General features: G+C 69.1%; 22 protein-coding genes and 1 pseudogene. 6 read left to right on the top strand and 17 right to left on the bottom strand.

The window, feature by feature from the left end; translation table 11 throughout:
• Positions 1–11 precede the first annotated feature (11 nt).
• Together A5760_RS08240 and A5760_RS08235 are read left to right on the top strand one after the other, a co-directional pair.
• On the top strand, positions 12–653 hold the full coding sequence (locus A5760_RS08240; RefSeq protein ID WP_064879527.1) for a TetR/AcrR family transcriptional regulator: 642 nt from the start codon (positions 12–14) through the stop codon (positions 651–653).
• Positions 653–1,160: pseudogene (locus A5760_RS08235) on the top strand (N-acetyltransferase family protein). Before A5760_RS08240 ends, A5760_RS08235 begins: the two are co-directional and overlap by 1 nt.
• On the opposite strand, the gene A5760_RS08230 reads toward A5760_RS08235, so the two are convergent.
• From A5760_RS08230 to A5760_RS08210, 5 genes are all read right to left on the bottom strand, one after another.
• Positions 1,147–2,223, bottom strand: coding sequence for a PDR/VanB family oxidoreductase (locus A5760_RS08230; protein WP_064879525.1), 1,077 nt, complete (start codon positions 2,221–2,223; stop codon positions 1,147–1,149). The pseudogene A5760_RS08235 and the gene A5760_RS08230 overlap by 14 nt on opposite strands.
• A 12-nt stretch (positions 2,224–2,235) precedes the next feature.
• Positions 2,236–3,993: an SDR family oxidoreductase gene (locus tag A5760_RS08225; protein WP_064879523.1), complete on the bottom strand. Its 1,758-nt coding sequence runs from the start codon at positions 3,991–3,993 to the stop codon at positions 2,236–2,238.
• Positions 3,993–4,901: a metal-dependent hydrolase gene (locus A5760_RS08220; RefSeq protein WP_064879522.1), complete on the bottom strand. Its 909-nt coding sequence runs from the start codon at positions 4,899–4,901 to the stop codon at positions 3,993–3,995. Before A5760_RS08220 ends, A5760_RS08225 begins: the two co-directional genes overlap by 1 nt.
• 137 nt (positions 4,902–5,038) lie before the next feature.
• Positions 5,039–6,502, bottom strand: a complete 1,464-nt coding sequence (locus tag A5760_RS08215) for a flavin-containing monooxygenase (protein WP_064879520.1) — start codon at positions 6,500–6,502, stop codon at positions 5,039–5,041.
• Between the two features lie 21 nt (positions 6,503–6,523).
• Positions 6,524–6,985: an SRPBCC family protein gene (locus A5760_RS08210; protein WP_064879517.1), complete on the bottom strand. Its 462-nt coding sequence runs from the start codon at positions 6,983–6,985 to the stop codon at positions 6,524–6,526.
• 90 nt (positions 6,986–7,075) lie between these two features.
• Here A5760_RS08210 and ald point away from each other — a divergent pair, with 90 nt between their 5' ends.
• Positions 7,076–8,191 carry an alanine dehydrogenase gene (gene ald / locus A5760_RS08205; RefSeq protein ID WP_064879515.1) on the top strand — a complete coding sequence of 372 codons (1,116 nt, stop codon included), beginning with the start codon at positions 7,076–7,078 and terminating at the stop codon, positions 8,189–8,191.
• An 8-nt stretch (positions 8,192–8,199) separates the two neighbouring features.
• Here ald and A5760_RS08200 read toward each other — a convergent pair whose 3' ends face one another.
• From A5760_RS08200 to A5760_RS08180, 5 genes are all read right to left on the bottom strand, one after another.
• Entirely contained in the window at positions 8,200–9,225 is a 1,026-nt protein-coding gene (locus A5760_RS08200; RefSeq protein WP_064879513.1) for a nitronate monooxygenase, read from the bottom strand.
• A gap of 4 nt (positions 9,226–9,229) precedes the next feature.
• The gene (locus tag A5760_RS08195; RefSeq protein WP_064879779.1) at positions 9,230–10,612 is read right to left on the bottom strand and encodes a M16 family metallopeptidase; all 1,383 of its coding nucleotides are present in this window, start codon (positions 10,610–10,612) and stop codon (positions 9,230–9,232) included.
• Positions 10,590–12,854: a polyribonucleotide nucleotidyltransferase gene (locus A5760_RS08190; protein ID WP_082279389.1), complete on the bottom strand. Its 2,265-nt coding sequence runs from the start codon at positions 12,852–12,854 to the stop codon at positions 10,590–10,592. Before A5760_RS08190 ends, A5760_RS08195 begins: the two co-directional genes overlap by 23 nt.
• A 365-nt stretch (positions 12,855–13,219) precedes the next feature.
• Positions 13,220–13,489 carry a 30S ribosomal protein S15 gene (gene rpsO / locus A5760_RS08185; RefSeq protein WP_064879510.1) on the bottom strand — a complete coding sequence of 90 codons (270 nt, stop codon included), beginning with the start codon at positions 13,487–13,489 and terminating at the stop codon, positions 13,220–13,222.
• 151 nt (positions 13,490–13,640) lie between these two features.
• A complete protein-coding gene (locus A5760_RS08180; protein ID WP_064879508.1) occupies positions 13,641–14,612 on the bottom strand; it encodes a bifunctional riboflavin kinase/FAD synthetase in 972 nt (323 codons plus the stop codon).
• 112 nt (positions 14,613–14,724) lie between these two features.
• On the opposite strand from A5760_RS08180, the gene mntR reads away from it, so the two are divergent.
• Positions 14,725–15,429 (top strand): manganese-binding transcriptional regulator MntR, encoded by a 705-nt coding sequence (gene mntR / locus A5760_RS08175; protein WP_064879506.1) that lies wholly within the window; start codon positions 14,725–14,727, stop codon positions 15,427–15,429.
• 145 nt (positions 15,430–15,574) lie between these two features.
• On the opposite strand, the gene A5760_RS08170 is transcribed toward mntR, so the two are convergent.
• From A5760_RS08170 to A5760_RS08150, 5 genes are all read right to left on the bottom strand, one after another.
• Positions 15,575–16,840, bottom strand: a complete 1,266-nt coding sequence (locus A5760_RS08170; RefSeq protein WP_064879505.1) for an acyl-CoA dehydrogenase family protein — start codon at positions 16,838–16,840, stop codon at positions 15,575–15,577.
• A gap of 7 nt (positions 16,841–16,847) precedes the next feature.
• Positions 16,848–18,038: a lipid-transfer protein gene (locus tag A5760_RS08165; protein ID WP_064879504.1), complete on the bottom strand. Its 1,191-nt coding sequence runs from the start codon at positions 18,036–18,038 to the stop codon at positions 16,848–16,850.
• A 78-nt stretch (positions 18,039–18,116) separates the two neighbouring features.
• Positions 18,117–19,019, bottom strand: coding sequence for a tRNA pseudouridine(55) synthase TruB (truB, locus tag A5760_RS08160; protein WP_064879503.1), 903 nt, complete (start codon positions 19,017–19,019; stop codon positions 18,117–18,119).
• On the bottom strand, positions 19,016–19,696 hold the full coding sequence (locus tag A5760_RS08155; RefSeq protein WP_064879502.1) for a 4'-phosphopantetheinyl transferase family protein: 681 nt from the start codon (positions 19,694–19,696) through the stop codon (positions 19,016–19,018). Before A5760_RS08155 ends, truB begins: the two co-directional genes overlap by 4 nt.
• The gene (locus A5760_RS08150) at positions 19,693–20,670 is read right to left on the bottom strand and encodes a metallophosphoesterase family protein (RefSeq protein WP_064879501.1); all 978 of its coding nucleotides are present in this window, start codon (positions 20,668–20,670) and stop codon (positions 19,693–19,695) included. The genes A5760_RS08155 and A5760_RS08150 overlap by 4 nt, the downstream gene beginning before the upstream one ends.
• Positions 20,671–20,831: 161 nt before the next feature.
• Here A5760_RS08150 and A5760_RS08145 point away from each other — a divergent pair, with 161 nt between their 5' ends.
• Positions 20,832–21,428, top strand: a complete 597-nt coding sequence (locus tag A5760_RS08145) for a hypothetical protein (RefSeq protein ID WP_064879500.1) — start codon at positions 20,832–20,834, stop codon at positions 21,426–21,428.
• 53 nt (positions 21,429–21,481) lie between these two features.
• Positions 21,482–23,212: a CocE/NonD family hydrolase gene (locus A5760_RS08140; RefSeq protein WP_064879499.1), complete on the top strand. Its 1,731-nt coding sequence runs from the start codon at positions 21,482–21,484 to the stop codon at positions 23,210–23,212.
• On the opposite strand, the gene A5760_RS08135 is transcribed toward A5760_RS08140, so the two are convergent.
• The gene (locus A5760_RS08135; RefSeq protein ID WP_064879497.1) at positions 23,171–23,743 is read right to left on the bottom strand and encodes a DUF1802 family protein; all 573 of its coding nucleotides are present in this window, start codon (positions 23,741–23,743) and stop codon (positions 23,171–23,173) included. The genes A5760_RS08140 and A5760_RS08135 overlap by 42 nt on opposite strands.
• The gene (locus tag A5760_RS08130; protein WP_064879496.1) at positions 23,740–24,009 is read right to left on the bottom strand and encodes a DUF2277 domain-containing protein; all 270 of its coding nucleotides are present in this window, start codon (positions 24,007–24,009) and stop codon (positions 23,740–23,742) included. Before A5760_RS08130 ends, A5760_RS08135 begins: the two co-directional genes overlap by 4 nt.
• Between the last annotated feature and the right edge of the window lie 77 nt (positions 24,010–24,086).

The following is a 24,086-nucleotide window of genomic DNA, read 5'->3' as shown; positions in this document are numbered from 1 at the left end:
AAGATCAGCGAATGACCCGTCAGAGCAGCGCGGCCGGCGTCGCGGGCCGGCGCCCGAATCGGCGGGGCAATGCGACTCGCGAAAGCATGCTCGAGGCGGCGTTGCGCTCGCTGGCCTCCGGCGAGCCGGGCTCGGTATCGGCCAACCGCATCGCCAAGGACATCGGCGCCACGTGGGGCGCGGTGCAGTATCAGTTCGGCGACACCGACGGTTTCTGGGCCGCGGTGCTGCACCGGACCGCCGAGCGGCGCGCCGCGACGCTGTCGGCACCGATCTCGCCGGACGCGCCGCTGCGTGAGCGTGTCGGCGCCATCATCGAGACCCTCTACCGGGGCCTGGCGTCCCCGGATTCGCGGGCGATCGAAAACCTGCGGGCCGCGCTGCCGCGCGATCCCGACGAGCTCGAGCGGCTCTACCCCCGCACGGCGGCCGAACTGTTCTCCTGGGGCAAAAGCTGGCTGGAAACCTGCCAGCACGCGTTCGCCGGTCTGGCCGTCGATCCGGATCGGGTCCGCGAGGTCGCGGCCCTGATCCCCGGTGCAATGCGCGGCCTGGTGTCGGAGCGTCAGCTGGGTTCCTACGCCGACCTGGACATGGCGCGCCGCGGTCTGACCAACGCTCTGGCCGCCTACCTCGAGCAGTCCCGGCCGTAATGGCCGACGTCACGGTACGCGAGGCCACGCCAATCGATTTCGCCGATGTGGCCGCGATGCACTATTCGGTCTGGCGGCAGTCCTGGTCCGGCGTGCTGCCGGCTGAAGTGCTCGACACGCTCACGTCGCCGAAGCGCTGGTCCGTGCTGCTTTATCCCCGAGATCTCAGCCGGCCCGGCTGGCGGATGTGGGTCGCCGAGGCCGGCGGGCAACTGCTCGGCATGACGATCTTCGGGCCGGACCCCGACGACCGCGAGCGGCTCGAACTCGATGCGCTCTATATCTCGCAGGGGCGCCAACGGCACGGCGTCGGCGGCCTGCTGCTCGCGAAGGCCCTGGACTCCGACCCGCGCGGAGACGTCGTGTTGTGGTGCGCGGAGGCCAATGGTGTGGCGCGGCGCTTTTACGAGAAGAACGACTTTCACCTCGACGGGCGCACCCTGGGACTGGGAGCCGGTGCCCGGCGTCAAGGTGCCCCACCTGGGCTATCGCCTCAGGCGTCGATGACGATTCGCTCGCCGTCGGCGCGCGAGACACACACCAGCATGCCGTCGTCTCCCGGCACGGCCCGGCCGCGGTGATCCACTTGTCCGGCAAGCACTTTGACCCTGCACGTCCCGCAGAATCCCTGCCGGCACGAGTAGGGGGTGGTCGGGTCCCGATCGAGCATGACCTCGAGCGCGGTCCGATTCGCCGGCACCGCGAGCACCTGCCGTGATCGTGCGAGCTCCAACTCGAACGGCACCCCGTCGACGACGGGCGCCGGGCTGAATCGCTCGTAATGCAATGGCGCACCGGCATGCTCGTTGCGGGCAATGCGGACGGCCTCCAGCATCGAGCTCGGCCCGCACACGTAGACGGCGGTCGCCGGTCCCGCTCCGTCCAGCAGCTCCGCCACGGTGGCGAAGCGGCGGCGCTCGTCGTCGGCCCACACCGTCACCCGGTCCGGCCCCAGCGACACGACCTCGTCGAGCAGCGGCATGTACTCCCGGCTGCGGCCGGCATACGTTGCGCGCCAATCGATTCCGCGCTGCGCGGCCACCTGGATCATCGGCAGGATCGGCGTCACCCCGATGCCGCCGATGACGAACAGCACCTCGCGCTCGGCGGTGCCGAGGTAGAACGCGTTGCGCGGACCCTCGAACGCGATCGTGTCGCCCACGCCGAATGCCTCATGCATTTCGATGGATCCGCCTCCGCCGTCGGCGATCCGGCGAACGGCGATGCGATAGTCGGTGCGCCGCCCGGGCGCACCGCACAGGGAGTACTGCCGGCGCCGGCCCGAGGGCAACAGAACGTCGATGTGGCCGCCGGGCGTCCAGGACGGAAGCAGCCTCCCGTCGGGGTCGGCCAGGGTCAGCGCGACGACGTCCGGGGCGACGAGCTCGCGCTTGGTCACCACCGCGGTCAGCTTGCGCTGCACCGGCTTCACCCGCGTCGGCGACCACCGTGACACCGTGGCGAAGCCCTCGAACATCGCCCGCACGCCCCACAGCAGCGACCCGAAGCGGTCGTGGTCGCGCCGTCCGTACAGGTCGGCGGGCCTGCTGGCCCAGATGCTCTCCGGCACCGAATCCGCCTCCTACTTCTGCCGAATATCGAAACGTGCGAACAGCCGGATCGCCCCCGGGCTGATGCGCCGCATCGCATAGCCGATCCGCGACTCCGCGGCGATCGGCAACACGGCCGGACCGGTCTTGACGGCCTTGACGATCGCCTTGGCGGTCGCTTCGGGGGTGAAGTTGCGGCGCCGGTAGGCGGCGTCGGCCTTGCCCCGCGCCCGCTCCTGCTGGTCCGCGCTCATCCCGGCGTAGATCGTGTTCTTCGCGATGTTGGTGTTGACGAATCCCGGGCACACCGCCGTGACGCCGATGCCCTCGTCGGCGAAGTCGGCCCGCAGCGATTCGCTGAGCGCCAACACGGCCGCCTTGGTGGTGCTGTAGGCGACCATGGACTTCGACGGCAGGTATGCCGACGCCGATGCCACGTTGATGATCGTTCCGCCCTCGCCGCGCTCGACCATCTGCGCCCCGAACGCCCTGCTGCCCGAGATGACGCCGCCGACGTTGACGCCCATGATGTCTTCCCAGTTCGCCGAGCTCGTCTCCAGGAACCGGCCCGCCATCCCGATGCCGGCGTTGTTCACCAGGATGTCGACCACGCCGTGCTCGTTGCGCACCTGCGCCGCAAGGTCATTCATGGCGGCCTCGTCGCTCACGTCGACCTGGTAAGCCACGGCCTCGGCGCACGCGGCGCGCACCGCGTCCGCGGTGTCGTTGGCGGCGGCCAGGTCACGATCGACGAGCACGATCTTGCGAGCGCCGTGCCGGGCCAGCTCCACCGCGGTGGCCCGGCCGATTCCGGCGCCGGCGCCGGTGACCAGGGCGAGTTTGCCGCGCACCTCGCGCCGCCCGCCGCGTACCTCGGCCGCCCCGGCGGGGGACGCGCCGGGGACATTGCGGTCGACCCACTCGGCGGTCAGCCGGGCGATGACGTCAGGACGCGACGTCACCACCCAGTGGCCGCCCTCGATCTCGATCACCCTGCCGCCGTTGGGAATTGCGCCGGTGAACCGTTGCAGTGCGGGCGTGACGAAGATGTCGCGGCGCGGCACCAGAGTCTGCACGGCGACCGTGGTCTCGGGGAGTTGGCGTCCCGGCGCCAGCATCGGCGCGGGCATGTTCTGCCGGTACAGGTTGAGCCCGTGCACGTAGTCGGTGACCGAGCGCAGGGTGTCGTGGCGCTGGCTGCGCGTGCTCGACCGGCCGATGCGCTCAAGCGCCTCAACGACTTTCACGCCGACGTGCGAGCGAAACGACAGTTCCGGCACGCCCGGGCACAAGAAGAAGCCGATGTAGCCCGACGAGATCAGTTGTCTGATGACCTGCGCTACGGCCCGCGGCGTGCGCGCCGACCGCAGAAACGCGCCGGCGTAGTTCAGGTGCGGGCCCGAGATCGAGGTGAAAGACGCGACCTTGCCCATCACCGAGTCGTCGGTGACCGCCGCCCATGCCTGAATCGACCCCCAGTCGTGGGCCAACAGGTGCACCGGCCCGACGCCCAGGCAGTCGATCACCGCACCGATGTCGGAGACCAGCTGCGCGAAGAGGTATCCGGATCTCTTTGCGGGACGGCTGGATTCACCGGCCCCGCGCACGTCGTAGGCCACCACGTTGTAGGGCTTGCCGGCCAGCTCGTGGGCCACACCGTCCCAGACGTGGTGGTTATCTGGAAAGCCGTGAATTGCCAAGATGGTTGGGCGCGCCGGGTCGATGTCGGTGTACCGGTGCACGGCCAACGTGACGCCGTCGCTGGCGGTGATGGTCGACGTGACGGTCATCAGTGCGAGGCGCGCGCGGCGGGTGAGATGGCCAGGTAGTCGACGGCCTGTTCCAGCCCACCGAGCTGCGAGGGGTGAAAGCCCGGCCGGTAGTAATTGCCGATCGCCCGGATGAAGCGCAGCGGCCCGGGCACCAGGCCGCGGCGCGCCGCGGAGAAGTAGTCGCGCCAGCGCGGCTTGGTGCGCGGCGGCAGGTGGGGATCCAGGGAGTACATGAACCGCACGCCGCGGATCCACAACAGCAGCATGGCGGGCGTCACCACGAGCTGGGCGCGCACCTGCCGCCAGTAGCCGGCCTGCAGATGCTTCATGGTGTCGAAGGCCACCGCCTTGTGCTCGACCTCTTCGGCGCCGTGCCAGCGCAGCATGTCCAGCATCACCGGATCGGTGCCGATCCTGTCGTGGGCCGGCGAGTCGAGAATCCACTCGCCCAGGATGGCGGTGTAGTGCTCGATCGCCGAGACGATCGAAACCTGCTCGAGAAGCCAGCCTTGCTGGCGGCGCAGGCTCCAACCGGGCCGGGGCCCGAGCAGCTTGTCGAACAGCCACTTGATCTGGCCGGTGTAGGGCGTCAGGTCGATGTCGCGCGCGGCGAAGTGGGCGAGCACGTTCGCGTGCGCCTGCGAATGCACGGCCTCCTGGCCGATGAACCCCTGGACGTCCAGCCGCAGCTGGTCGTCCTTGATCAGCGGCAGCGTCTGCTTGAACACCTCGACGAAGAACTCTTCGCCGGCGGGCAGCAGCAGGTGCAGCACGTTGAGGACGTGGGTGGCAAACGGCTCACCGGGCACGTAGTGGAACGGCAGCTGCGTCCAGTCGAAGTTCACATCGCGGGCCTCGAGCACCAGTCGCTCGTGGTCCAGCGAGGCGTCATGTGGACCCGCTGCCTGGTTGTCGACGGTCAGCATAATGCCCCCTACCTCTGCGTTCTGCCCTCGATCATGGTGTTGCGGTGGGCATCGCGCGTCCCAAGTGCGCGTCCCAAGTATAGGTACGCCAGCCAGATATGCGAAACCGCCGGTACTGGGTTCTTTCGCGATCGCCGTCAGCCGGCGGCGGCGCGCCGGCGCAGCTCGTACTGGCCGGGATCGGGATTGGCCAGCATCCGGCGGTATTCGGCCGGCGTGAGGGGCCACACCTCGGGCACGCCGTCCTTGTTGAGGTACCAGCTGTTACAGCCGGTGGTCCACACGGTGTCCGGCATCGCGGCGCGCAGCTTCGCGTTGAAACGCTCGGTCGCCGCGGCCGTCGGCTCGATCGTGTCGAATTCGCGGCGGCGCCAGCGTTCGATCCAGCCCACGATGTGGTCGGCCTGCGATTCGGCGACCGTCGTCAGCGCCAGGTTCCCGACCGGGCTGTGCGGCCCCAGCATCATGAAGAAGTTGGGGAAGCCGGACAGCGCGACGGTTTGGTAGGCCCGAGGCCCGTCGCGCCAGACGTCGTTGGCACAGATGCCGTCGCGGCCGATCAGCTCCATCGGCCGGAAGAACGCGTGCGTGTCGAACCCGGTGGCGAGCACGATGATGTCCACGTCGTGCAGCACGCCGTCGGCGGTGACGATGCCGCGCCGTTCCACATGGTCGATGCCCGCCGTCACCAGGTCGACGTCGTCGCGCTGCATCGCCCGGTAGAAACCGTTCGACATCACCAGGCGCTTGCAGGCCGGCGTGTAGTCGGGAGTCAGGGACCGCCGCAGCTCGGGATCGCGGATCTCCCAGAGGCTGGCCCGGCACAGCGCCGCCATGATCTTCCGGCGCAGGCCCGGCTTGGTCAGCCCGACCGCGAAGTAGTCGTATCCGAGGCTGTAGATGCGATACGCCAACCCGTCCAACCACGGCATCTTGCGCCGGGTGATCCCGGTGAAGCCGCTGTAGCGCGGATTCGCCAGGCGCAGCACCCATTGCGCGGTGCGCTGGAACAGCGCGACGTGGCCGGCCACCCCGGACAGACCGCACACCAGCTGCACGCCCGTCGAGCCGTTGCCGACGACCGCGACGCGCCGCCCCCGCACGTCGACGCCGTGATCCCAGCGCGCCGAGTGAAAAACGTTGCCGCCGAAGTCATCCAGGCCCGGGATCGACGGCAGTCGCGGGTGATGCAGCACCCCGGTGGCCGAGATCAAGAAGTCGACCGTCGATTCCTCCCCGGCAGCGGTGCGCAGCACCCAGCCGCCGCCCTCGAAACGGGCATGAGAGATCTCGGTGCCGAAGCGGATCCGGTCGCGCAGCGCGTAGCGGTCGGCGACGTCCCGGAAATAGGCCTGGATTTCGCCGCCGGGCGAGAACAGGTGCGACCAGTCGGGATTCCTGGCGAAGCTGTACTGGTAGATGCGCGACGGGATGTCGCAGACCAGACCGGGATAGGTGTTGTCCCGCCAGGTGCCGCCCACCTCGTCGGCCTTCTCGTACACGGTCACATCGCTGATACCGCTGCGCAACAAGGCAATTGCGACGCACAGCCCCGACATGCCCGCTCCAATGACGGCTACGGCGGGATCGCGTCGCGTCATCGGGACTCCCTGGTTCTTCGGCTACTCGGTCTCGGCGCGCTGCTTGAGGCGCTGCAGGGTGAGCCGGATGTGCTCGGTGTTGGCGGTCACCCGGTCGCTGACGCCGGTGGCCTTGCCGGCGACCTTGCGGAACCAGCCGGGCCTGCGGTCCCAGGTGCTCTCGGTGACCGCGCACCCGCCGTCGGCCGCGGCGATGTCGTATTGCCAGCGGGCCACCGGAATCATGGTGTGGCTCACGTCGAACGCGAAGCGACGGCCCGGTTCGGCGTCGGTGACCCTGCACTTGGTGCTCCAGCGCCGGCTGCCGCTCCGGTTGTGGCCGGTGAACACCGCGCCCGGGCTCACCGCGTCGCCCTTGCGCCACTCCATCGCCACCGCCTCCTCGGCCAGCTCGGCCAGCGTGGGCAGGTCGGTGATGAGCCGGTACACCACGTCGGGCCGGGCGTCGATCTGCACGGTGGCCTGCACGCACGGGTCGGTCATCCGCCGATCATAGCCAGCAAACACCGAGCTTTTGCGGCCCCCGCGAACTTTCTTCACACTTGAAGGCGAACCGGCAACCAAGGGGCGATCATGCGAGTCGGCGTACCGACCGAGACCAAGACCAACGAGTTCCGGGTTGCCATCACCCCGGCCGGCGTCGCAGAGCTGACCCGCCGCGGCCATGACGTGTTCGTGCAGGCCGGCGCCGGGGAAGGGTCGGCGATCCCCGACTCGGAGTTCAAGGCGGCGGGCGCCCAGCTGGCCGATACCGCCGACCAGGTCTGGGCCGACGCGGACCTGCTGCTCAAGGTCAAAGAACCGGTGCCGGCCGAGTACGACCTGTTGCGGCGCAACCAGATCCTATTCACCTATCTGCATCTGGCCGCGTCGCGCGCGTGCACCGAGGCGCTGCTGAGGTCCGGGACGACGTCGATCGCCTACGAGACGGTCCAGAGCGCCGACGGCACACTGCCGTTGCTGGCTCCGATGAGTGAGGTCGCCGGCCGGCTGTCGGCTCAGGTGGGCGCGTATCACCTGATGCGCACCCACGGTGGGCGCGGCGTGTTGATGGGCGGGGTGCCGGGCGTCAAACCCGCCGACGTCGTGGTGGTGGGTGCGGGGACGGCCGGCTACAACGCGGCCCGGGTCGCCGGCGGCATGGGAGCCTCGGTCACGGTGCTCGACGTCAACATCAACAAGCTCCGACTGCTCGACGCGGAGTTCGGCGGCCAGGTCCGCACCCGCTACTCGTCGGCCTACGACCTGGAGGGCACCGTCAAGCGCGCCGACCTGGTGATCGGCGCGGTGCTGCTGCCCGGCGCGAAGGCGCCCAACTTGATCTCGAATTCCCTTGTGTCTCAGATGAAATCGGGTGCCGTGCTGGTGGACATCTCCATCGACCAGGGCGGTTGTTTCGAGGGCTCGCGGCCCACCACGCATGACGATCCCACGTTCGCGGTGCACGACACCGTGTTCTACTGCGTGGCGAACATGCCCAGCGCGGTGCCCAAGACGTCGACGGTGGCGCTGACCAACGCGACCATGCCGTACGTGCTCGCGCTCGCCGACCGCGGTTGGCAGGCGGCATGTCGCTCGGATCATGCTCTGGCCAAAGGCCTTTCGACGCACGACGGTGGGCTGCTGTCCGAACAGGTGGCCACCGACCTCGGCCTGCCGTTCACCGACCCGGCCGCCGTTCTGGGCTGACTGGTGCGCTAACTCGTGGCCGCGAGGCTGGCGATGATGTCGGCAGCCGGGCCGGCACACGCGTTCTTGAACGACGTCCCGGCCCACAGCGGCATGCCGTTGGGGTCCTCGATGGCGGCGGCGGCTTCCCGGATCGGTGAGGTCATCTGGTTGACCTCGGGGTAGCCCAGCGGCGCGACGTGGTCGAGCATGCGGGTGAAGTCGTTCTCCAGTCCACGCGCGTAGCGGCCCGAGAACGCCCGCGTCACAACGGTGGTGGCGAACAGCGGGTTCTTCAGCGCGACGCGGTGCGCGGAGTTGGTGCCCGCCTCGTCGGCCAGCAGCAGCGCGGTGCCGACCTGGGCCGCCACCGCTCCCCTGCGCAGCGCGGCCCCGACCTCGTCGGCGGTGCCCAGCCCGCCCGCCGCGATGATCGGGATGTCATGGGCGTTGCGGATGCGGTCGATGAGCTGGTGCAGCGACTCGTTGGCGGGTTCCATATCCGGCGCGAAGGTGCCGCGGTGCCCGCCGGCGGCGGGCCCCTGGGCCACCAGGCTGTCGGCACCGGCCGCGACGGCGATCCCCGCCTCGTAGGCAGAGGTGACGGTGACCATCACCAGCAGGCCCAGCGCGCCCAGCCGCCGGATCACGTCGGGCGGCGGCACGCCGAAGGTGAAGGACACCAGCTCGGGCCGGACGTCGGCCACCACCTCGAGCTTCTGCTCCCACTCGTCGTCGTCGCCGTGCTGCGGGTGACCGACCTCGACCTGGTAGTGCTCGGCGATTTCTTCGAGTTCGGCCGCGTAGTAATGCAGGGCCATCCAGTCCGCGACGCTGGGTTGGGGCACAAACAAGTTCACCCCGAGCGGGCCGCTGGTGGCCTTGCGCGCCGCGACGATGTCGTCGGCCAACTGCTCGGCGCTGCGGTGCCCGCCGGGGACGAAACCGAGCCCACCCGCATTGGACACCGCCGCGGCCAACGCGGGAGTCCCGGGCCCGCCGGCCATGGGTGCGCCCACGATGGGCACCATGATGTCCCAAAAGCCCAGTACCATTCGGCTAATTTACCATCGCCCGAAGTTGTTGGGGCAGTGACCGTTTGGCGGCGTAGGGGCCCAGAACCGCGGCGCCGTACCGCTGCCCGAGCAGCCGGTGGGCCACGGCGTTTACCTCCTCGACGGTCACCTGATCGATCTGGCGCAGGGTGTGCTCGATGCTGCGGTGCATGCCGTAGTTGAGCTCGCTGCGGCCCAGCCGGCTCATCCGCGAGCTGGAATCCTCCAGCCCGAGCACCAGACCGCCGCGCAACGATCCCTTGGCGATGCGGCATTCCGACTCGGTGATGCCGTCGCGCGCCACCGACTCGAGCACGCCGCTGGTCACCGCCATCACCTCGGCGAAGCGTTCGGGCTGGCAGGCGGCGTACACCGACAGCGCGCCGCTGTCGGCGAAGACGTCCACCGTCGAGTACACCGAGTAGGCCAGCCCGCGCAGTTCCCGAACTTGCTGGAACAACCGGGAGCTCAGGCCGCCGCCCAGCGCGGTGTTGAGCACCGACAGCGCCCAGCGATGCTCCCAGCCGCGCCCGGGCGTGCGGACACCCAATGACGCGTGCGCCTGCTCGGCGTCCCGGGTGCCCAGCAGTAGACCGGGGCGGCCGCTGACCCGTCCGGCGCCCTTGCGCGGCGCGATCGGTTCGCGCCCGCGGACCAGATGCGGCCCGAAGTGCCGGCGCACCAACGCCACTACCTCGTCGTGGTCGACGTTGCCGGCCACCGCCACCACCATCCGCTCCGGCGTGTAACGCCGGACATGAAACGAGTGCAGCTGGTTGCGCGTCATCGACGTCACCGACCGCGCGGTGCCGATGACGGGGCGGCCGACGGGGTGGTCACCGAACAGCGCGCTCAGGAACATGTCGCCGAGTGCGTCCTCGGGGTCGTCGTCGCGCATCGCGATCTCTTCGAGGACCACGTCGCGTTCCAGCTCGACGTCGTTGGCCGCGCAGCACCCGTTGAGCACCACGTCGGCGACCAGGTCGACGGCCAGCGCCAGATCGCTGTCGAGCACGTGCGCGTAGTAGCAGGTGTGCTCCTTCGCGGTGAACGCGTTCAGCTCTCCCCCGACGGCGTCCATCGCCTGCGCGATGTCCACCGCCGTGCGGCTGGGGGTCGACTTGAACAGCAGATGCTCGAGGAAGTGCGCGGCGCCGGCCACGGTGGCACCCTCGTCGCGCGAGCCGACCCCGACCCAGACGCCGACCGAGGCGGAACGCACCGCGGGCAGGTACTCGGTGACCACCCGCAAGCCGCCCGGCAGCGTGGTGCGCCGCAACGCGGCTTGGGGTGCCGACTCCGCCTCAGCGACTTTGCCCCGGCGCAGTGCGCCGGCCCGACCGGGACGCGTCCCGGTCGATGAGTCAGCTGCTCGCCGTCGCGGCATCGGCAGGAGCGGCCGCCGGAGCATCGGCAGGAGCCGAGTTGTCCTCCTCCACCAGAACCAGCGAGATCTTGCCCCGCTTGTCGATGTCAGCAATCTCGACGCGCAGCTTGTCGCCGACGTTCACCACGTCCTCCACCTTCGCGATCCGTTTGCCCTTACCGAGCTTGGAGATGTGCACCAGGCCGTCACGGCCGGGCAGCAGCGACACGAACGCACCGAAATCCGTTGTCTTGACCACGGTTCCGAGGAACCGCTCGCCGACGGTCGGCAGCTGCGGGTTGGCGATGGCGTTGATCCGGTCGATCGCGGCCTGCGCCGAGGGTCCGTCGGTGGCGCCGACGAACACGGTGCCGTCGTCCTCGATGGAGATCTGCGCGCCGGTTTCCTCGGTGATCGCGTTGATGACCTTGCCCTTGGGCCCGATCACCTCACCGATCTTGTCCACCGGAACCTTGATGGTGGTGACCCGAGGCGCATACGGGCTCATCTCGTCGGGCTCGTCGATCGCCTCGGCCATGACCTCCAGGATGGTCAGCCGCGCGTCCTTGGCCTGCCCCAGCGCGCCCGCCAGCACCTGCGACGGGATCCCGTCGAGCTTGGTGTCCAGCTGCAGCGCGGTGACGAAGTCCTTGGTACCGGCGCATTTGAAGTCCATGTCGCCGAACGCGTCCTCGGCGCCCAGGATGTCGGTCAGGGTGACGAAGCGGCGCTCGGTCTTGCCGTCCACCTCGACGTCATCGGAGACCAGGCCCATCGCGATGCCGGCCACCGGCGCCTTCAGCGGCACACCGGCATTCAGCAGCGACAGGGTGGACGCACAGACCGAACCCATCGACGTCGAGCCGTTGGAGCTCAGCGCCTCGGACACCTGACGGATGGCGTACGGGAACTCCTCGACGCCGGGCAGCACCGGGATCAGGGCGCGCTCGGCGAGCGCGCCGTGCCCGATCTCGCGCCGCTTGGGCGAGCCCACGCGGCCGGTCTCGCCGGTGGAGAACGGCGGGAAGTTGTAGTGGTGCATGTAGCGCTTGGAGGTTTCCGGTCCCAGCGAGTCGATCTGCTGGGCCATCTTGACCATGTCGAGCGTGGTCACACCCAGGATCTGGGTCTCGCCGCGCTGGAACAGCGCGCTGCCGTGCGCCCGCGGCACCACGGCGACCTCGGCCGACAACGCGCGGATGTCGGTGATGCCGCGGCCGTCGATGCGGAAGTGATCGGTCAGGATGCGCTGGCGCACCAGCTTCTTGGTCAGCGACCGGTAGGCGGCGCTGACCTCTTTCTCGCGGCCCTCGTAGGTCGCAGAGGCCCCGGTGAGCCGCGCGAGCACCTCGGCCTTGAGCTCGTCGGTGCGCGCGTCGCGCTCGGCCTTGCCGCCGATGGTCAGCGCCTTGGCCAGCTCGTCGGTGGCCAGCGAGGCGACCGAGTAGTAGACGTCTTCCTGGTAGTCCGGGAACGTCGGGAACTCGCCGACCGGCTTGGCCGCGGCCCCGGCCAGCTCCTCCTGCGCGGTACACAGCGCGGCGATGAACGGCTTGGCGGCCTCGAGTCCTTCGGCCACAACGGTTTCCGTCGGCGCCTGGGCGCCGCCCTCGACGAGCTCGATGACCTTCTCGGTGGCCTCGGCCTCGACCATCATGATCGCGACGTCACCCTCGACCTTGCGGCCGGCGACGACCATGTCGAACACGGCGCGCTCGAGCTGCTCGACAGTCGGGAACGCCACCCACTGGCCGTCGATGAGCGCGACCCGCACGCCCCCGATCGGACCCGAGAACGGCAGCCCGCTCAGCTGGGTGGAGGCCGACGCGGCGTTGATCGCCAGCACGTCGTACAGGTCGTTGGGGTCCAGGCTCATGACCGTGACCACGACCTGGATCTCGTTGCGCAGCCCGGAGACGAACGACGGGCGCAGCGGCCGGTCGATGAGCCGGCAGGTCAGGATCGCGTCGGTGGAGGGACGGCCCTCGCGACGGAAGAACGAACCGGGGATGCGACCGGCGGCATACATCCGCTCCTCGACATCGACGGTCAGCGGGAAGAAGTCGAAGTGCTCCTTGGGGCTCTTGCTGGCGGTGGTCGCCGACAACAGCATGTTTTCGTCGTCGAGGTACGCGACCACGGCGCCAGCTGCCTGCTGGGCCAACCGGCCGGTCTCGAAACGGATGGTGCGGGAGCCGAAGCTCCCGTTGTCGATAGTGGCGGTCGCCTCGAACACGCCCTCTTCAATTTCAGCGACAGACATAGACGTCCGTACGGCCTCTCTTGTATTCATCTTTTTCGCGTGACCACGCGCGAACCGCAGGCCTGACGGCCGCGGGTCACCCGCGGGAGGCGCTGAGTCTGAATACGGCTACGGCCATCGATCGAAGCGGCCGACCTGCCCCAGATCCGGAGAGCCCGGCAGCCACTACCGAAGACCGCCCGATGCAGACTGGCTGCTCCCTCGAACGTGCGTAGTGACACGCTGGAACGGCACACGCGGATCTGCGTGACCGCACCGTTTGCTCCGGCCGAACCGGCCCAGAACGTCCTCACTCTACACGGGCGACCTCTGCCCGCCATATTGCTCGGAATTTGCGGGGCGCTACCGCCCTGGCGGTGCTTGCGTCAGCGACGCAGGCCCAGCCGCTCGACCAGCGAGCGGTACCGCGCGACATCGATCTGCGCGACGTACTTGAGCAGCCGGCGCCTGCGTCCGACCAGCAGCAGCAGCCCGCGCCGCGAGTGGTGGTCGTGCTTGTGCACCTTCAGGTGCTCGGTCAGGTCGGCGATCCGCTTGGTCAGCAGCGCGACCTGCGCCTCGGGGGAACCGGTGTCGGTGCCATGCAGGCCGTAGTTGCCCAGGATTTCTTTTTTCTGCTCGGCTGTCAGCGCCACGAAACTATCTCCATCAATCGGTCCGCGAAAGGTGAATGTTCAAGGCGCGGCCACCGCGAACCGCAGCACGCGCCGATGTCGTCCGGCAGTTTAGCAGCCAGAAGGTGCCCGGCTCGAATCGTTGGCGGGACGCTCATCCGATGGTGGCGACCTACTCGGTGAGCAGCTGGCGTGCCTTCTCGGTGTCCTTGCCCATCGCGACGACGAGTTCCTTGACGGAGTCGAACCTGTGCTGACCGCGGATGCGGGCGACGAAATCCAGGGCGACGTGCTGGCCGTAGAGGTCGGCGGTGGTGTCCAGGACGAACGCCTCGACGGTGCGGGTGCGTCCGGAGAAGGTCGGGTTGGTGCCGACCGACACCGCCGCCTGGTAGCGCTCACCGGGGATGACGGTGCCGGTGGCCGGTCCGTGCCCGAGCACGGTGAACCACGCGGCGTACACGCCGTCGGCCGGGATGGCCGAGTACATCGGCGGCGCCACGTTGGCGGTCGGGAAGCCCAGCTCGATGCCGCGCCCGTGGCCGCGGACCACCACACCTTCGACGCGGTGCGGGCGGCCCAGTGCCTCGGTGGCCGCGACCATGTCGCCGGCGTCCACGCAGGACCGGATGTAGGTGGACGAGAACGTCACGGTCTCGTTGCTGTGATGCTCGGACAGCAGCGACATCGACTCGACCGAGAACCCGAACCGGTCCCCCGCCTTGCGCAGGGTGTCGACGGTGCCGGCCGCCTTCTTGCCGAAGGTGAAGTTCTCCCCCACCACGACTTCGACGACATGCAGGTTCTCCACCAGCAGCTCGTGCACGTAGCGCTCCGGGGTTAGCTTCATGAAGTCGGTGGTGAACGGCATCACCAGGAAGACGTCGATGCCCAGCTCCTCGACCAGCTCGGCGCGCCGGGTCAGCGTCGTCAGCTGGGCGGGATGGCTGCCCGGGTAGACCACTTCCATCGGATGCGGGTCGAACGTCATCAGCACCGTCGGGACGTTGCGGGCGCGCGCCGCCTTGACCGCATGCGCGATCAGCTCGGCGTGGCCGCGATGCACACCGTCGAATACACCGATGGTGAGCACACACCTGCCCCAGTCCGTGGGAATCTCGTCTTGGCCGCGCCACCGCTGCACGCCCGCCAGCCTACGGCGCCGAGTGGTCCGCCGGGAGATCCAGAGGGGCAAACCCCGCCATGGTGTCGGGGAACACGCCGGATCAGGCGTGGGGTGCCTAAACTTTCTCGGTGTGAGCGCTGACGAAGAGCGTGGCGGTATCACCGCGGTCGGCCAGGACTACCTCAAGGTCATCTGGAATGCCCAGGAGTGGTCCCCCAAAGACGCGCCGCAGAAGGTCAGCACCAAGATGCTGGCCGAGAAGATCGGGGTGTCGGCCAGCACGGCCTCGGAGTCCATCCGCAAGCTCGCCGAGCAGGGCCTTGTCGACCACGAAAAGTACGGCGCGGTGACGCTGACCGAGGCGGGCCGGCGCGCGGCGCTGGAGATGGTGCGCCGGCACCGGCTGCTGGAGACCTTCCTGGTCAACGAGCTCGGCTACGCCTGGGACGAGGTGCATGACGAGGCCGAGGTGCTCGAGCACGCGGTGTCCGATCGGCTGGTGGCGCGCATCGACGCCAAGCTGGGATTCCCGCAGCGCGACCCGCACGGTGACCCGATCCCGGCCTCCGACGGGCAGGTGCCCACCCCGCCGGCCCGCCAGCTGTGGGCGTGCGACGACGGGGACACCGGCACAGTCGCGCGCATCTCCGACGCCGACCCCGAGATGCTGCGCTACTTCACCGATGTCGGCATCAACCTCGACTCCCGGCTGCGGGTCCTGACCCGACGCGAATTCGCCGGCATGATCTCGGTCGCGATCGACTCCGGCGACGGCGCCGAGACGATGGTCGACCTGGGCAGCCCGGCGGCCCGGGCCATCTGGGTGACGGCCTAGCGGCGATCGCAAGCGCGGCGCTGCCGGGCGCAGCGGGTCGCCGCCATCAGGCCTAGCGGCGATCGCAAGCGCGGCGCAGCCGGGCGCAGCGGGTCACCGCCATCAGGCCTAGCGGCGATCGTAAGCGGCGCAGTCGTGTTGGCGCTCAGTCGGCCAGCAGGCCCTTGGCGATGTGGGTGACCTGAACCTCGTTGCTGCCCGCGTAGATCATCAGCGACTTGGCGTCGCGGGCCAGCTGCTCCACCCGGTATTCGGCCATATACCCGTTGCCGCCGAACAGCTGTACGGCCTCCATCGCCACGTCGGTGGCCGCCTCCGACGAGTACAGCTTGATCGCCGACGCCTCGGCCAGCGTCAGCGGCTTACCGGCCTGCTGGCGCTCGATGGTGTGAAAGACCATGTTCTGCACGTTCATTCGGGCGATCTCCATCTTGGCCAGCTTGAGCTGGATCAGCTGGAATTGCCCGATGTTCTTGCCCCACAACGTCCGGCTCTTGGCGTAATCCACGCAGAGCCGGTGGCATTCGTCGATGATGCCCAACGCCATCATCGCGATCCCGATCCGCTCGGCGGCGAAGTTGGCGCGGGCGCTGTCGCGGCCATCGCCGTCGGTGTGCTGTTCACTCTCGCCGAGCAGCCGGTCCGGGCTCAGCCGCACGTTGTCGAAGAACAACTCGCCGGTCGGCGAGGACATCATGCCCATCTTCTTGAACGGTTTGCCCTGGGTGAGGCCCGGCATGCCCGCGTCGAGCACGAAGACCAGCACCGGTCGGTTGCGCTTGTCTTGCTTGTCCGGGCTCGCATCGCCCTCGTCGAGTTTGGCGTACACGACCAGGACGTCGGCGCAGGGCCCGTTGGTGATGAATGTCTTCTGCCCGTTGAGGATGTAGTCCTCGCCGTCGCGCTTGACGTAGGTCCTCATCCCGCCGAACGCGTCCGATCCCGAGTCGGGCTCGGTAATCGCCCACGCCGCAATCTTTTCCAGCGTCATCAGCTCGGGCAGCCAGCGTTCCTTCTGCGCCAGTGTCCCGCGGCTCATGATGGTCGCCGCACCCAGGCCGAGGCTCACGGATGCGGTGCTGAGCAGCCCGATGCTGACTCTCGCGATTTCGGACACCAACACCGCGATCATCGACCCCTGCGCGCCGCCGGCGAAACCGCCTGACTCGTCGGGCTTTTCATCTGCAGGAGCGGGGGCGCCGTCGAGCTTGGCCCGCTCGCGGTCCAGCATCTTCTTGACCGACTCGGCGGCCATGGCGTCGAGGCCGAACTGGCTGAACAGCTTGCGTGCGATCGGATACGGCGACATTTGGCCGGTTTCGAGTTCGTCGACGTGCGGGCGAATCTCTTTATCGACGAACTGCCGTACGGCATCCCGGACCATCAGGTCGGTGTCGGACCACTCGATCATGGCGCCCTTAACGCTCGGCGCGCTGGTAGGCGGTGACGACGGCGGCGCCGCCCAGTCCGATGTTGTGTTGCAGTGCGGCGGTGACGTTGTCGACCTGACGCTTGTCGGCGGTCCCGCGCAGCTGCCAGGTCAGCTCGGCGCACTGCGCCAAGCCGGTGGCACCCAGCGGATGCCCCTTGGAGATCAGGCCGCCGGACGGGTTGACCACCCAGCGGCCGCCGTAGGTGGTGTCGTTGTTGTCGATCAGCTTCGGTGCCTCACCCGGACCGCACAGCCCCAGGGCCTCATACAGCAGCAGTTCGTTGGCCGAGAAGCAGTCGTGCAGCTCGATCACCTGGAAGTCCTGCGGCCCGAGCCCGGACTGGTCGTAGACCTGTTGCGCGGCTTGGACATTCATGTCGTAGCCGATGAGGTTCCTCGCGCTCCCGTCGAACGTCGACGCAAAGTCGGTGGTCATGGCCTGCCCGACGATCTCCACCGCCTGGCCGGCCAGACCGTGGCTGTCGACGAAGCTCTCCGAGGCCAGGATGGCCGCACCCGAGCCGTCCGAGGTGGGCGAGCACTGCAGCTTGGTAAGCGGGTCGGAGATCATCCGCGCCCCCAGGATGTCCTCGAGCGTGTAGGACTCCTGGAACTGGGCGAACGGGTTGTTGACCGAGTGCTTGTGGTTCTTGTAGCCGATCTTGGCGAAATGCTCTGCGGTGCTGCCGTATTGCTTCATGTGCTCGCGTCCTGCGGCGCCGAACATCCACGGCGCCACGGGCATCGCGAACTCGTCGATGTCGGCCATCGCCTTGACGTGCTTGGCCATCGGCGATTCGCGGTCCTGGGCGCCACCGCCCAGCGAGCCGGGCTGCATCTTCTCGAAGCCGAGCGCGATCGCGCAGTCGACGATGCCGCCGCGGATGGCCTGCGCCGCGAGGAACAGTGCCGTCGAGCCGGTGGAGCAGTTGTTGTTGACGTTGACGACCGGGATGCCGGTCATGCCCAGCTCGTAGAGCGCCCGCTGCCCCGACGTCGAATCACCGGCGACGTAGCCGACGTAGCCCTGCTGGACCTCGCGGTAGTCGATGCCGGCGTCCTTCAGGGCGTTGGTGCCCGATTCCCGGGCCATGTCCGGATAGTCCCAGCCCTCACGGCGGCCCGGCTTCTCGAATTTCGTCATCCCGACGCCGACGACATAAACCTTGCTGGACATCTTTGTCCCCTTCCGAACCGTGGGCGGTCTAGGCATCCAGTGTGCAACGTAGCCCAACCAACCGTTCGGCCGGGGCCGTTACAGCGTCGCCGGGCGGATCACCACCACCGGCTTGGTCCGCGAGCCCTCGTCGCGCAGCAGCGCCATCACCCGGCCGTCCGGGTCGCAGGCGGCGTAGATGCCCTCGATGCCCGCCGGCGCCAGCGACCGGCCGTTGCCGGTCGCCTCGGCCTCCTCGGCGGACAGGTCGCGGCGCGGAAAGATCAGCAGGCAGGCCTCGTCCAGGCTGTAGCTGAGCCGCGGGCGCTCCGCCAGCTCGTCGAGCGGGTAGGCCTGATCGAGCCCGAAGCGCCCGACGCTGGTGCGCCGCAACGCCGTCAGGTGCCCGCCCACCCCCAGGGCGCCGCCGAGGTCGCGGGCCAGGGCGCGGATGTAGGTCCCCGACGAGCAGTCGACCTCGACGTCCAGGTCGACGACGTCGTGGCCGCCGGGTCCGGGCCGGATGTCGCAGACCTCGAACCGGTCGATGCGCACCGGGCGGGCCTTGAGCTCGACGGTCTGGCCCTCGCGCGCCAGCCGGTAGGCGCGCTTGCCGTCGACCTTGATGGCGCTGACCGTCGACGGCACCTGTTCGATGTCGCCGCGCAGGCCGCCCACGGCGGATTCGATCGCCTCGCCGGTCAGGTGCCGCGCCGAGACGCTGTGCACCAGTTCGCCCTCCGCGTCGTCGGTGGACGTGCTCTGGCCCAGACGGATGGTGGCGGTGTAGGACTTGGCGGTCGCGGTCAGCAGACCGAGGATCTTGGTGGCGCGCTCGACGCCGATCACCAGCACGCCGGTGGCCATCGGGTCCAGCGTCCCCGCGTGGCCCACCCTGCGGGTGGAAAAGATCCGGCGGCAGCGCCCGACCACGTCGTGACTTGTCATTCCGGGCGGCTTGTCGACGACGACTATCCCTGGCCCGGTGGGGGTTTGGCTCATAGCACGATGGCGGTCAGCACCAGCCCGCGCTCGACCAACCACCGGCCGCGCAGCTCGGTCAGCGGCGGACCGGACAGCGCTTCCGGATCGATCAGGATCCGCGACACGAAACCGCCCGTCGCCGCGCCGGGACCGTCGGCCTCGAACGCGATGTGCGCGTCCTCGAAACCCAGCCACCGTTTGGTCAGCGGGAACCAGGCCTTGTACGTCGCCTCCTTGGCGCAGAACAGGATTCGGTCCCAATGCAGGTCCCCCGTCAGGCGGGCGGGGATCTCGCTGCGTTCGGCCGGCAGGCTGATCGCGTTGAGCACGCCGTCGGGCAACACGTCGTGCGGTTCGGCGTCGATGCCCACCGAGCGCACCGCGTCGGTGCGGCCCACCACCGCACCCCGATAGCCCGTGCAGTGGGTGAGGCTGCCCACCACGCCGTCGGGCCAGCAGGGTTCACCCTTCTCGCCCTTGAGGATCGGCACCGGCGGCAGGCCGAGCTCGCCCAGCGCGATCCGGGCGCAGTGCCGGACGGTGATGAACTCGTTGCGCCGCTTGGCCACCGACCTGGCGATCAGCGGCTCCTCTTCGGGCAGCGGCGCGAGATCGGGCGGATCGGTATACACCTCCGAGTAGGCCAGGCCGTCGGCGACCGGCAGCACCGAGGAGACCAGCATGTCCCCCGTCATCGTGATTGCCGCTGCCGCAACCGTTCCCGGAACTGCGCGGCCTGGGCCTTCATCTCGGGAGTGATCTCGAAGTGGCCGCCGAAGTCGTTGAGGTCGCCCGGCGCGTACTGCGGATCCGGCAGCACCTGGCGCAGCCAGCTGGGCGGCTTGCGGCGCCGCCACTCCCGCGGATAACCCACCGACACTTCCTCGAAGCGCACGTCGTCGTACCAGGTGGTCCGCGGGATGTGCAGGTGGCCGTAGACCGAACACACGGCGTTGTAGCGGGTATGCCAGTCGGCCGTCTTGGTGGTCCCGCACCACAGCGAGAACTCCGGGTAGAACAGCGCGTCGCAGGGGTCGCGGACCAGCGGGAAGTGATTCACCAGGACGGTCGGGTTCATCCAGTCCAGCTCTTCGAGGCGGGCACGGGTGATCTCCAGGCGCTCGCGGCACCACGCCTCACGGGTGGCGTAGGGCTCCGGGGAGAGCAGGAACTCGTCGGTGGCCACCACGTTGCGCTCGCGCGCGATGGTCAGGCCTTCGGCTTTGCTCGTGGCCCCGTCGGGCAAGAAGCTGTAGTCGTAGAGCAGGAACATCGGCACGATCGTGGCCGGGCCACCGCGCTCGGTCCACACCGGGAACGGATGCTCGGGCGTGACCACGCCCATCTCGTCGCACATGTTGACCAGGTACTCGTAGCGCGCCTTGCCGAAGATCTGCACCGGATCGCGGGTGGTGGTCCACAGCTCGTGGTTGCCCGGCACCCAGATCACCTTGGCGAAGCGCCGTCGCAGCAGGTCAAGGGCCCAACGGATCTCGTCGGTGCGTTCGGCGACGTCGCCGGCGACGATCAGCCAGTCATCCGGCGAGGAGGGATGCAGCGATTCGGTGACCGGCTTGTTGCCGAGGTGACCGGTGTGCAGGTCGGACACCGCCCACAGCGTCGGTTGCCCACCGTTGGTCGAGTCCTGCCCCGCTGAATGCCCAGCCACGATTAACCACCCTAACGACCCGAACCGGGCAAGCCCCTTTCGCGGGCGCCATTTCGGCCCGCGAGCGGGTGAGTTAGAACAAGTTCAGGTTTGCCTGTGACGCCGCGCGCGGGACTTGTACACTCCCCCGAAAGGACCGCTGAGGCGTCAGGGGGGATGTCGTGTTCGCCAATGTTCGTCTGATGGGGGCGCTGGGTGCGCTGCTCACAGCGGCCATCGGGGGCACGGTGGGCCTGTTGACCGCCCCGCAGGACCTTTCCTGGCCGGGTGGCGGCGACCGGTCCGTCGAGCTGAGGTCGACCGCCCAGCCGATGGAAACCACCATGAAGAGCCCCATCGTGGCGACCACCGATCCGCGCCCCTTCGACGCGTGCGAGGACATCCCGTTCGACGTCATCCAGGGGCTCGGCTTGGGCTTCACACCGCCCGAACACGAAGACGGGCTGCGCTGCCACTTCGACGCCGGGAACTATCAGGTGGCCGTCGAACCGATCATCTGGCGCACCTACGAGCAGTCGCTGCCAGCCGACGCCGTCGAGACGACGATCGCGGGTCACCGCGCCGCGCAGTACTGGGTGCTCAAGCCGACCTACCACAACAGCTACTGGTTCTACTCCTGCATGGTCGCGTTCAAGACCAGCTACGGCGTGCTGCAGCAGGCGCTGTACTACTCGACCGTCTACTCCAACCCCGAGGTCGATTGCATGCAGACCAATCTGCAGCGCGCCAACGACCTCGCGCCGTATTACAAGTTCTGATTTCTCCCCGGGGTTGCGTCGCCGCCGGTTGACGGGGTCTTAATGTGAGGACCGTGAGTACGACCTCGATCCAACCCACACAGCCGGCGCTGCACACCCTGCGACACTTGGGCGGCAAGGCCGCCGGCCGGCTGCTCGGCCTGCCGCCGGCGACCACCGACTACACCGTGGAGCGCGTCGTGGTACCGATGCGCGACGGGGTGCAGCTGGTGGCCGACCACTACGCGCCGGCCACCGCGTCCGCCCTGGGCACCTTGCTGGTCCGCGGGCCCTATGGGCGCGGTTTCCCGTTCACGCTGATCTTCGGCGCGTTGTACGCGTCGCGCGGCTACCACGTGGTGCTGCAGAGCGTGCGCGGCACGTTCGGATCGGGCGGGGTGTTCGAGCCGATGGCCAACGAGGTCGACGACGGCGCCGACACCGTCGCCTGGCTGCGCGAGCAGCCATGGTTCACCGGCCGCTTCGCCACCGTCGGCATGTCGTACCTGGGGTTCACCCAGTGGGCGCTGCTGCAGGATCCCCCGCCGGAACTGGCCACCGCCGTCATCATGGTGGGCCCGCACGATTTCAACGAATCAACCTGGGGCACAGGCACATTCGCGGTCAACGACTTTCTGGGCTGGAGCGACATGGTGGCGCACCAGGAGGACCCGGTGCGCGTTCGCGCCGCGCTTCGCCAGCTGCAGACCCGCCGCAGGGTGGCGCAGGCGGCGGCCGCGGTGCCGCTGGGCGACGCCGCGCGCAGCCTGCTCGGCGCGGGTGCCCCCTGGTTCGAATCCTGGGTCGAGCACAGCGAACCCGACGACCCGTTCTGGAATGCGTTGCGGTGCAACGACGCGCTGGACCGCGTGCAGGTGCCGGTGCTGTTGGTGGGCGGCTGGCAGGACATCTTCATCAGGCAGACGCTGCAGCAGTACGCGCACCTGCGGGGCCGCGGCGTCGACGTCGCGCTCACCGTCGGCCCCTGGACACACACCCACCTGCTCACCACCGGGTTCTCCACCTGCGCCCGGGAGGCGCTGGATTGGCTGGGCACCCATCTGGGCGATGCGGCCACGTCGCGCCGCCCCAGCCGGGTCCGGGTCTACGTCACCGGCGGCGGCGCCGGCGGGGGCTGGCGCAGCCTGCCCGACTGGCCGCCTGCCACCACCGAACGCGCCCTGTACCTGCGGCCCGGCGGCTACCTGGGCGAGACCGCGCCGGCCCTGAAGGGGTTGGCCCCGGCCACCTTTCGTCACGACCCGGCCCACCCGACACCGACGACCGGCGGCCCGTTGCTGTCCGCGAACGGCGGCTACCGTGACGACAGCCGGCTGGCGTCGCGTGACGACGTGCTGGCGTTCACCAGCGCGACCCTCACCGAGGACGTGTACGCCTACGGCACCCCGGTCGTCGAGCTCGCCCACGGCGCGGACGGTCCGCACGCCGACCTGTTCGTGCGGGTGAGCGAGGTCGACGCCAAGGGCCGGTCGCGCAACGTCAGCGAGGCGTACCGCCGGCTGCAAGCCGCGGCAAAACCCAAGTCGGAGAAGATCGTTCGACTCGACCTCGACGGCATGGCCCACCGCTTCCGGGCCGGCTCACGCATCCGGGTGCTGATCGCCGGCAGCTGGTCCCCGCGCTACGCGCACAACCTCGGCTCCGGCGAACCGGTGCTGACCGGCCGGCAGCCGACGCCGGTCACCCACACCGTGCGCTACGGGCGCTCCCGGCTGCTGTTGCCGGTCGGGCCGGCCGAGCTGTCAGCCAACGGCGGCGCGGACCCGGGCGGCGACCGCGGCTAGCGCCGCTTGCTCATGAACGGGGTCGTGCACCGGCGCCGCCAACGGCGCCGGCACGGGCACCTCCACCCAGCTCTTGCAGCCGCCATACTCCGCGGTCCGCTCCAGGCGCACCGGCTCGACCAGCGGGACCACCGACACCACCAGCACGGCCAGCTTGTGCTTGGGACGAAAGTCGAGCCGGTCGGCGCGCACCGACTCCGGCGTCCAGATGTGCAGGTCCTCGATGGCCGGAAGGCCGTCCGGGCGCTCGACGGGCACCGCCGCAACAACTTTCGCGGCGGCCCGAATCACCAGCTCGTCGTCGGTGCTGTCGGCGGCCGCGAGTGCCAACAGGTCTTGATGCTCGGCGCGCACCCGCTCGGCGTGGCTGTGCGCGACCGTCGGGAACAACAGGAATTCGCGGGCCGCGAGTTCGAATCGCTTCTCCCCGATGCCGCCCTTGCGCAGCAGCACCCGCTGGCGGCCGTCCAACAGGGCGTGCACCGCCGCGCTCCATTCCTTGAGCGCGGGCATCGTTGTGGTGACGGTCATTTCGCGCCCGCCATCCGGGCGATCACCTCGGGCCGCCGCAGCGGCGGGACCGTCTTGGGTGGCTGGCGCCGCGGCGGCAGCTGCCCCAGCAACCGCGTCGTCGTCTCGGTGACCTCGGCGACCGCCGCCTCGAACGCGCCGACATTGGCCGCCGAGGGGTGGGTGATGCCGCTGACCTTGCGCACGTACTGCCGGGCGGCCGCGGCAATCTCCTCGGCGGTGGCCGCGGGCTGCAGGCCGCGCAGTTCGGTGATGTTTCGGCACATCTTTCCCACGATAAGCCCTGCTCGGCGCCGCCGCTTCCGGACGGATCGGCCGGCAGCAAGGCGGCCAACCGGCCCTG

Source organism: Mycobacterium colombiense, assembly GCF_001665835.1.
In the GTDB taxonomy this organism is placed as follows: Bacteria; Actinomycetota; Actinomycetes; order Mycobacteriales; family Mycobacteriaceae; genus Mycobacterium; species Mycobacterium colombiense_A.
Note: the sequence above shows the minus strand (reverse complement) of the source record. Positions and strands in the feature narration are given on the sequence as shown.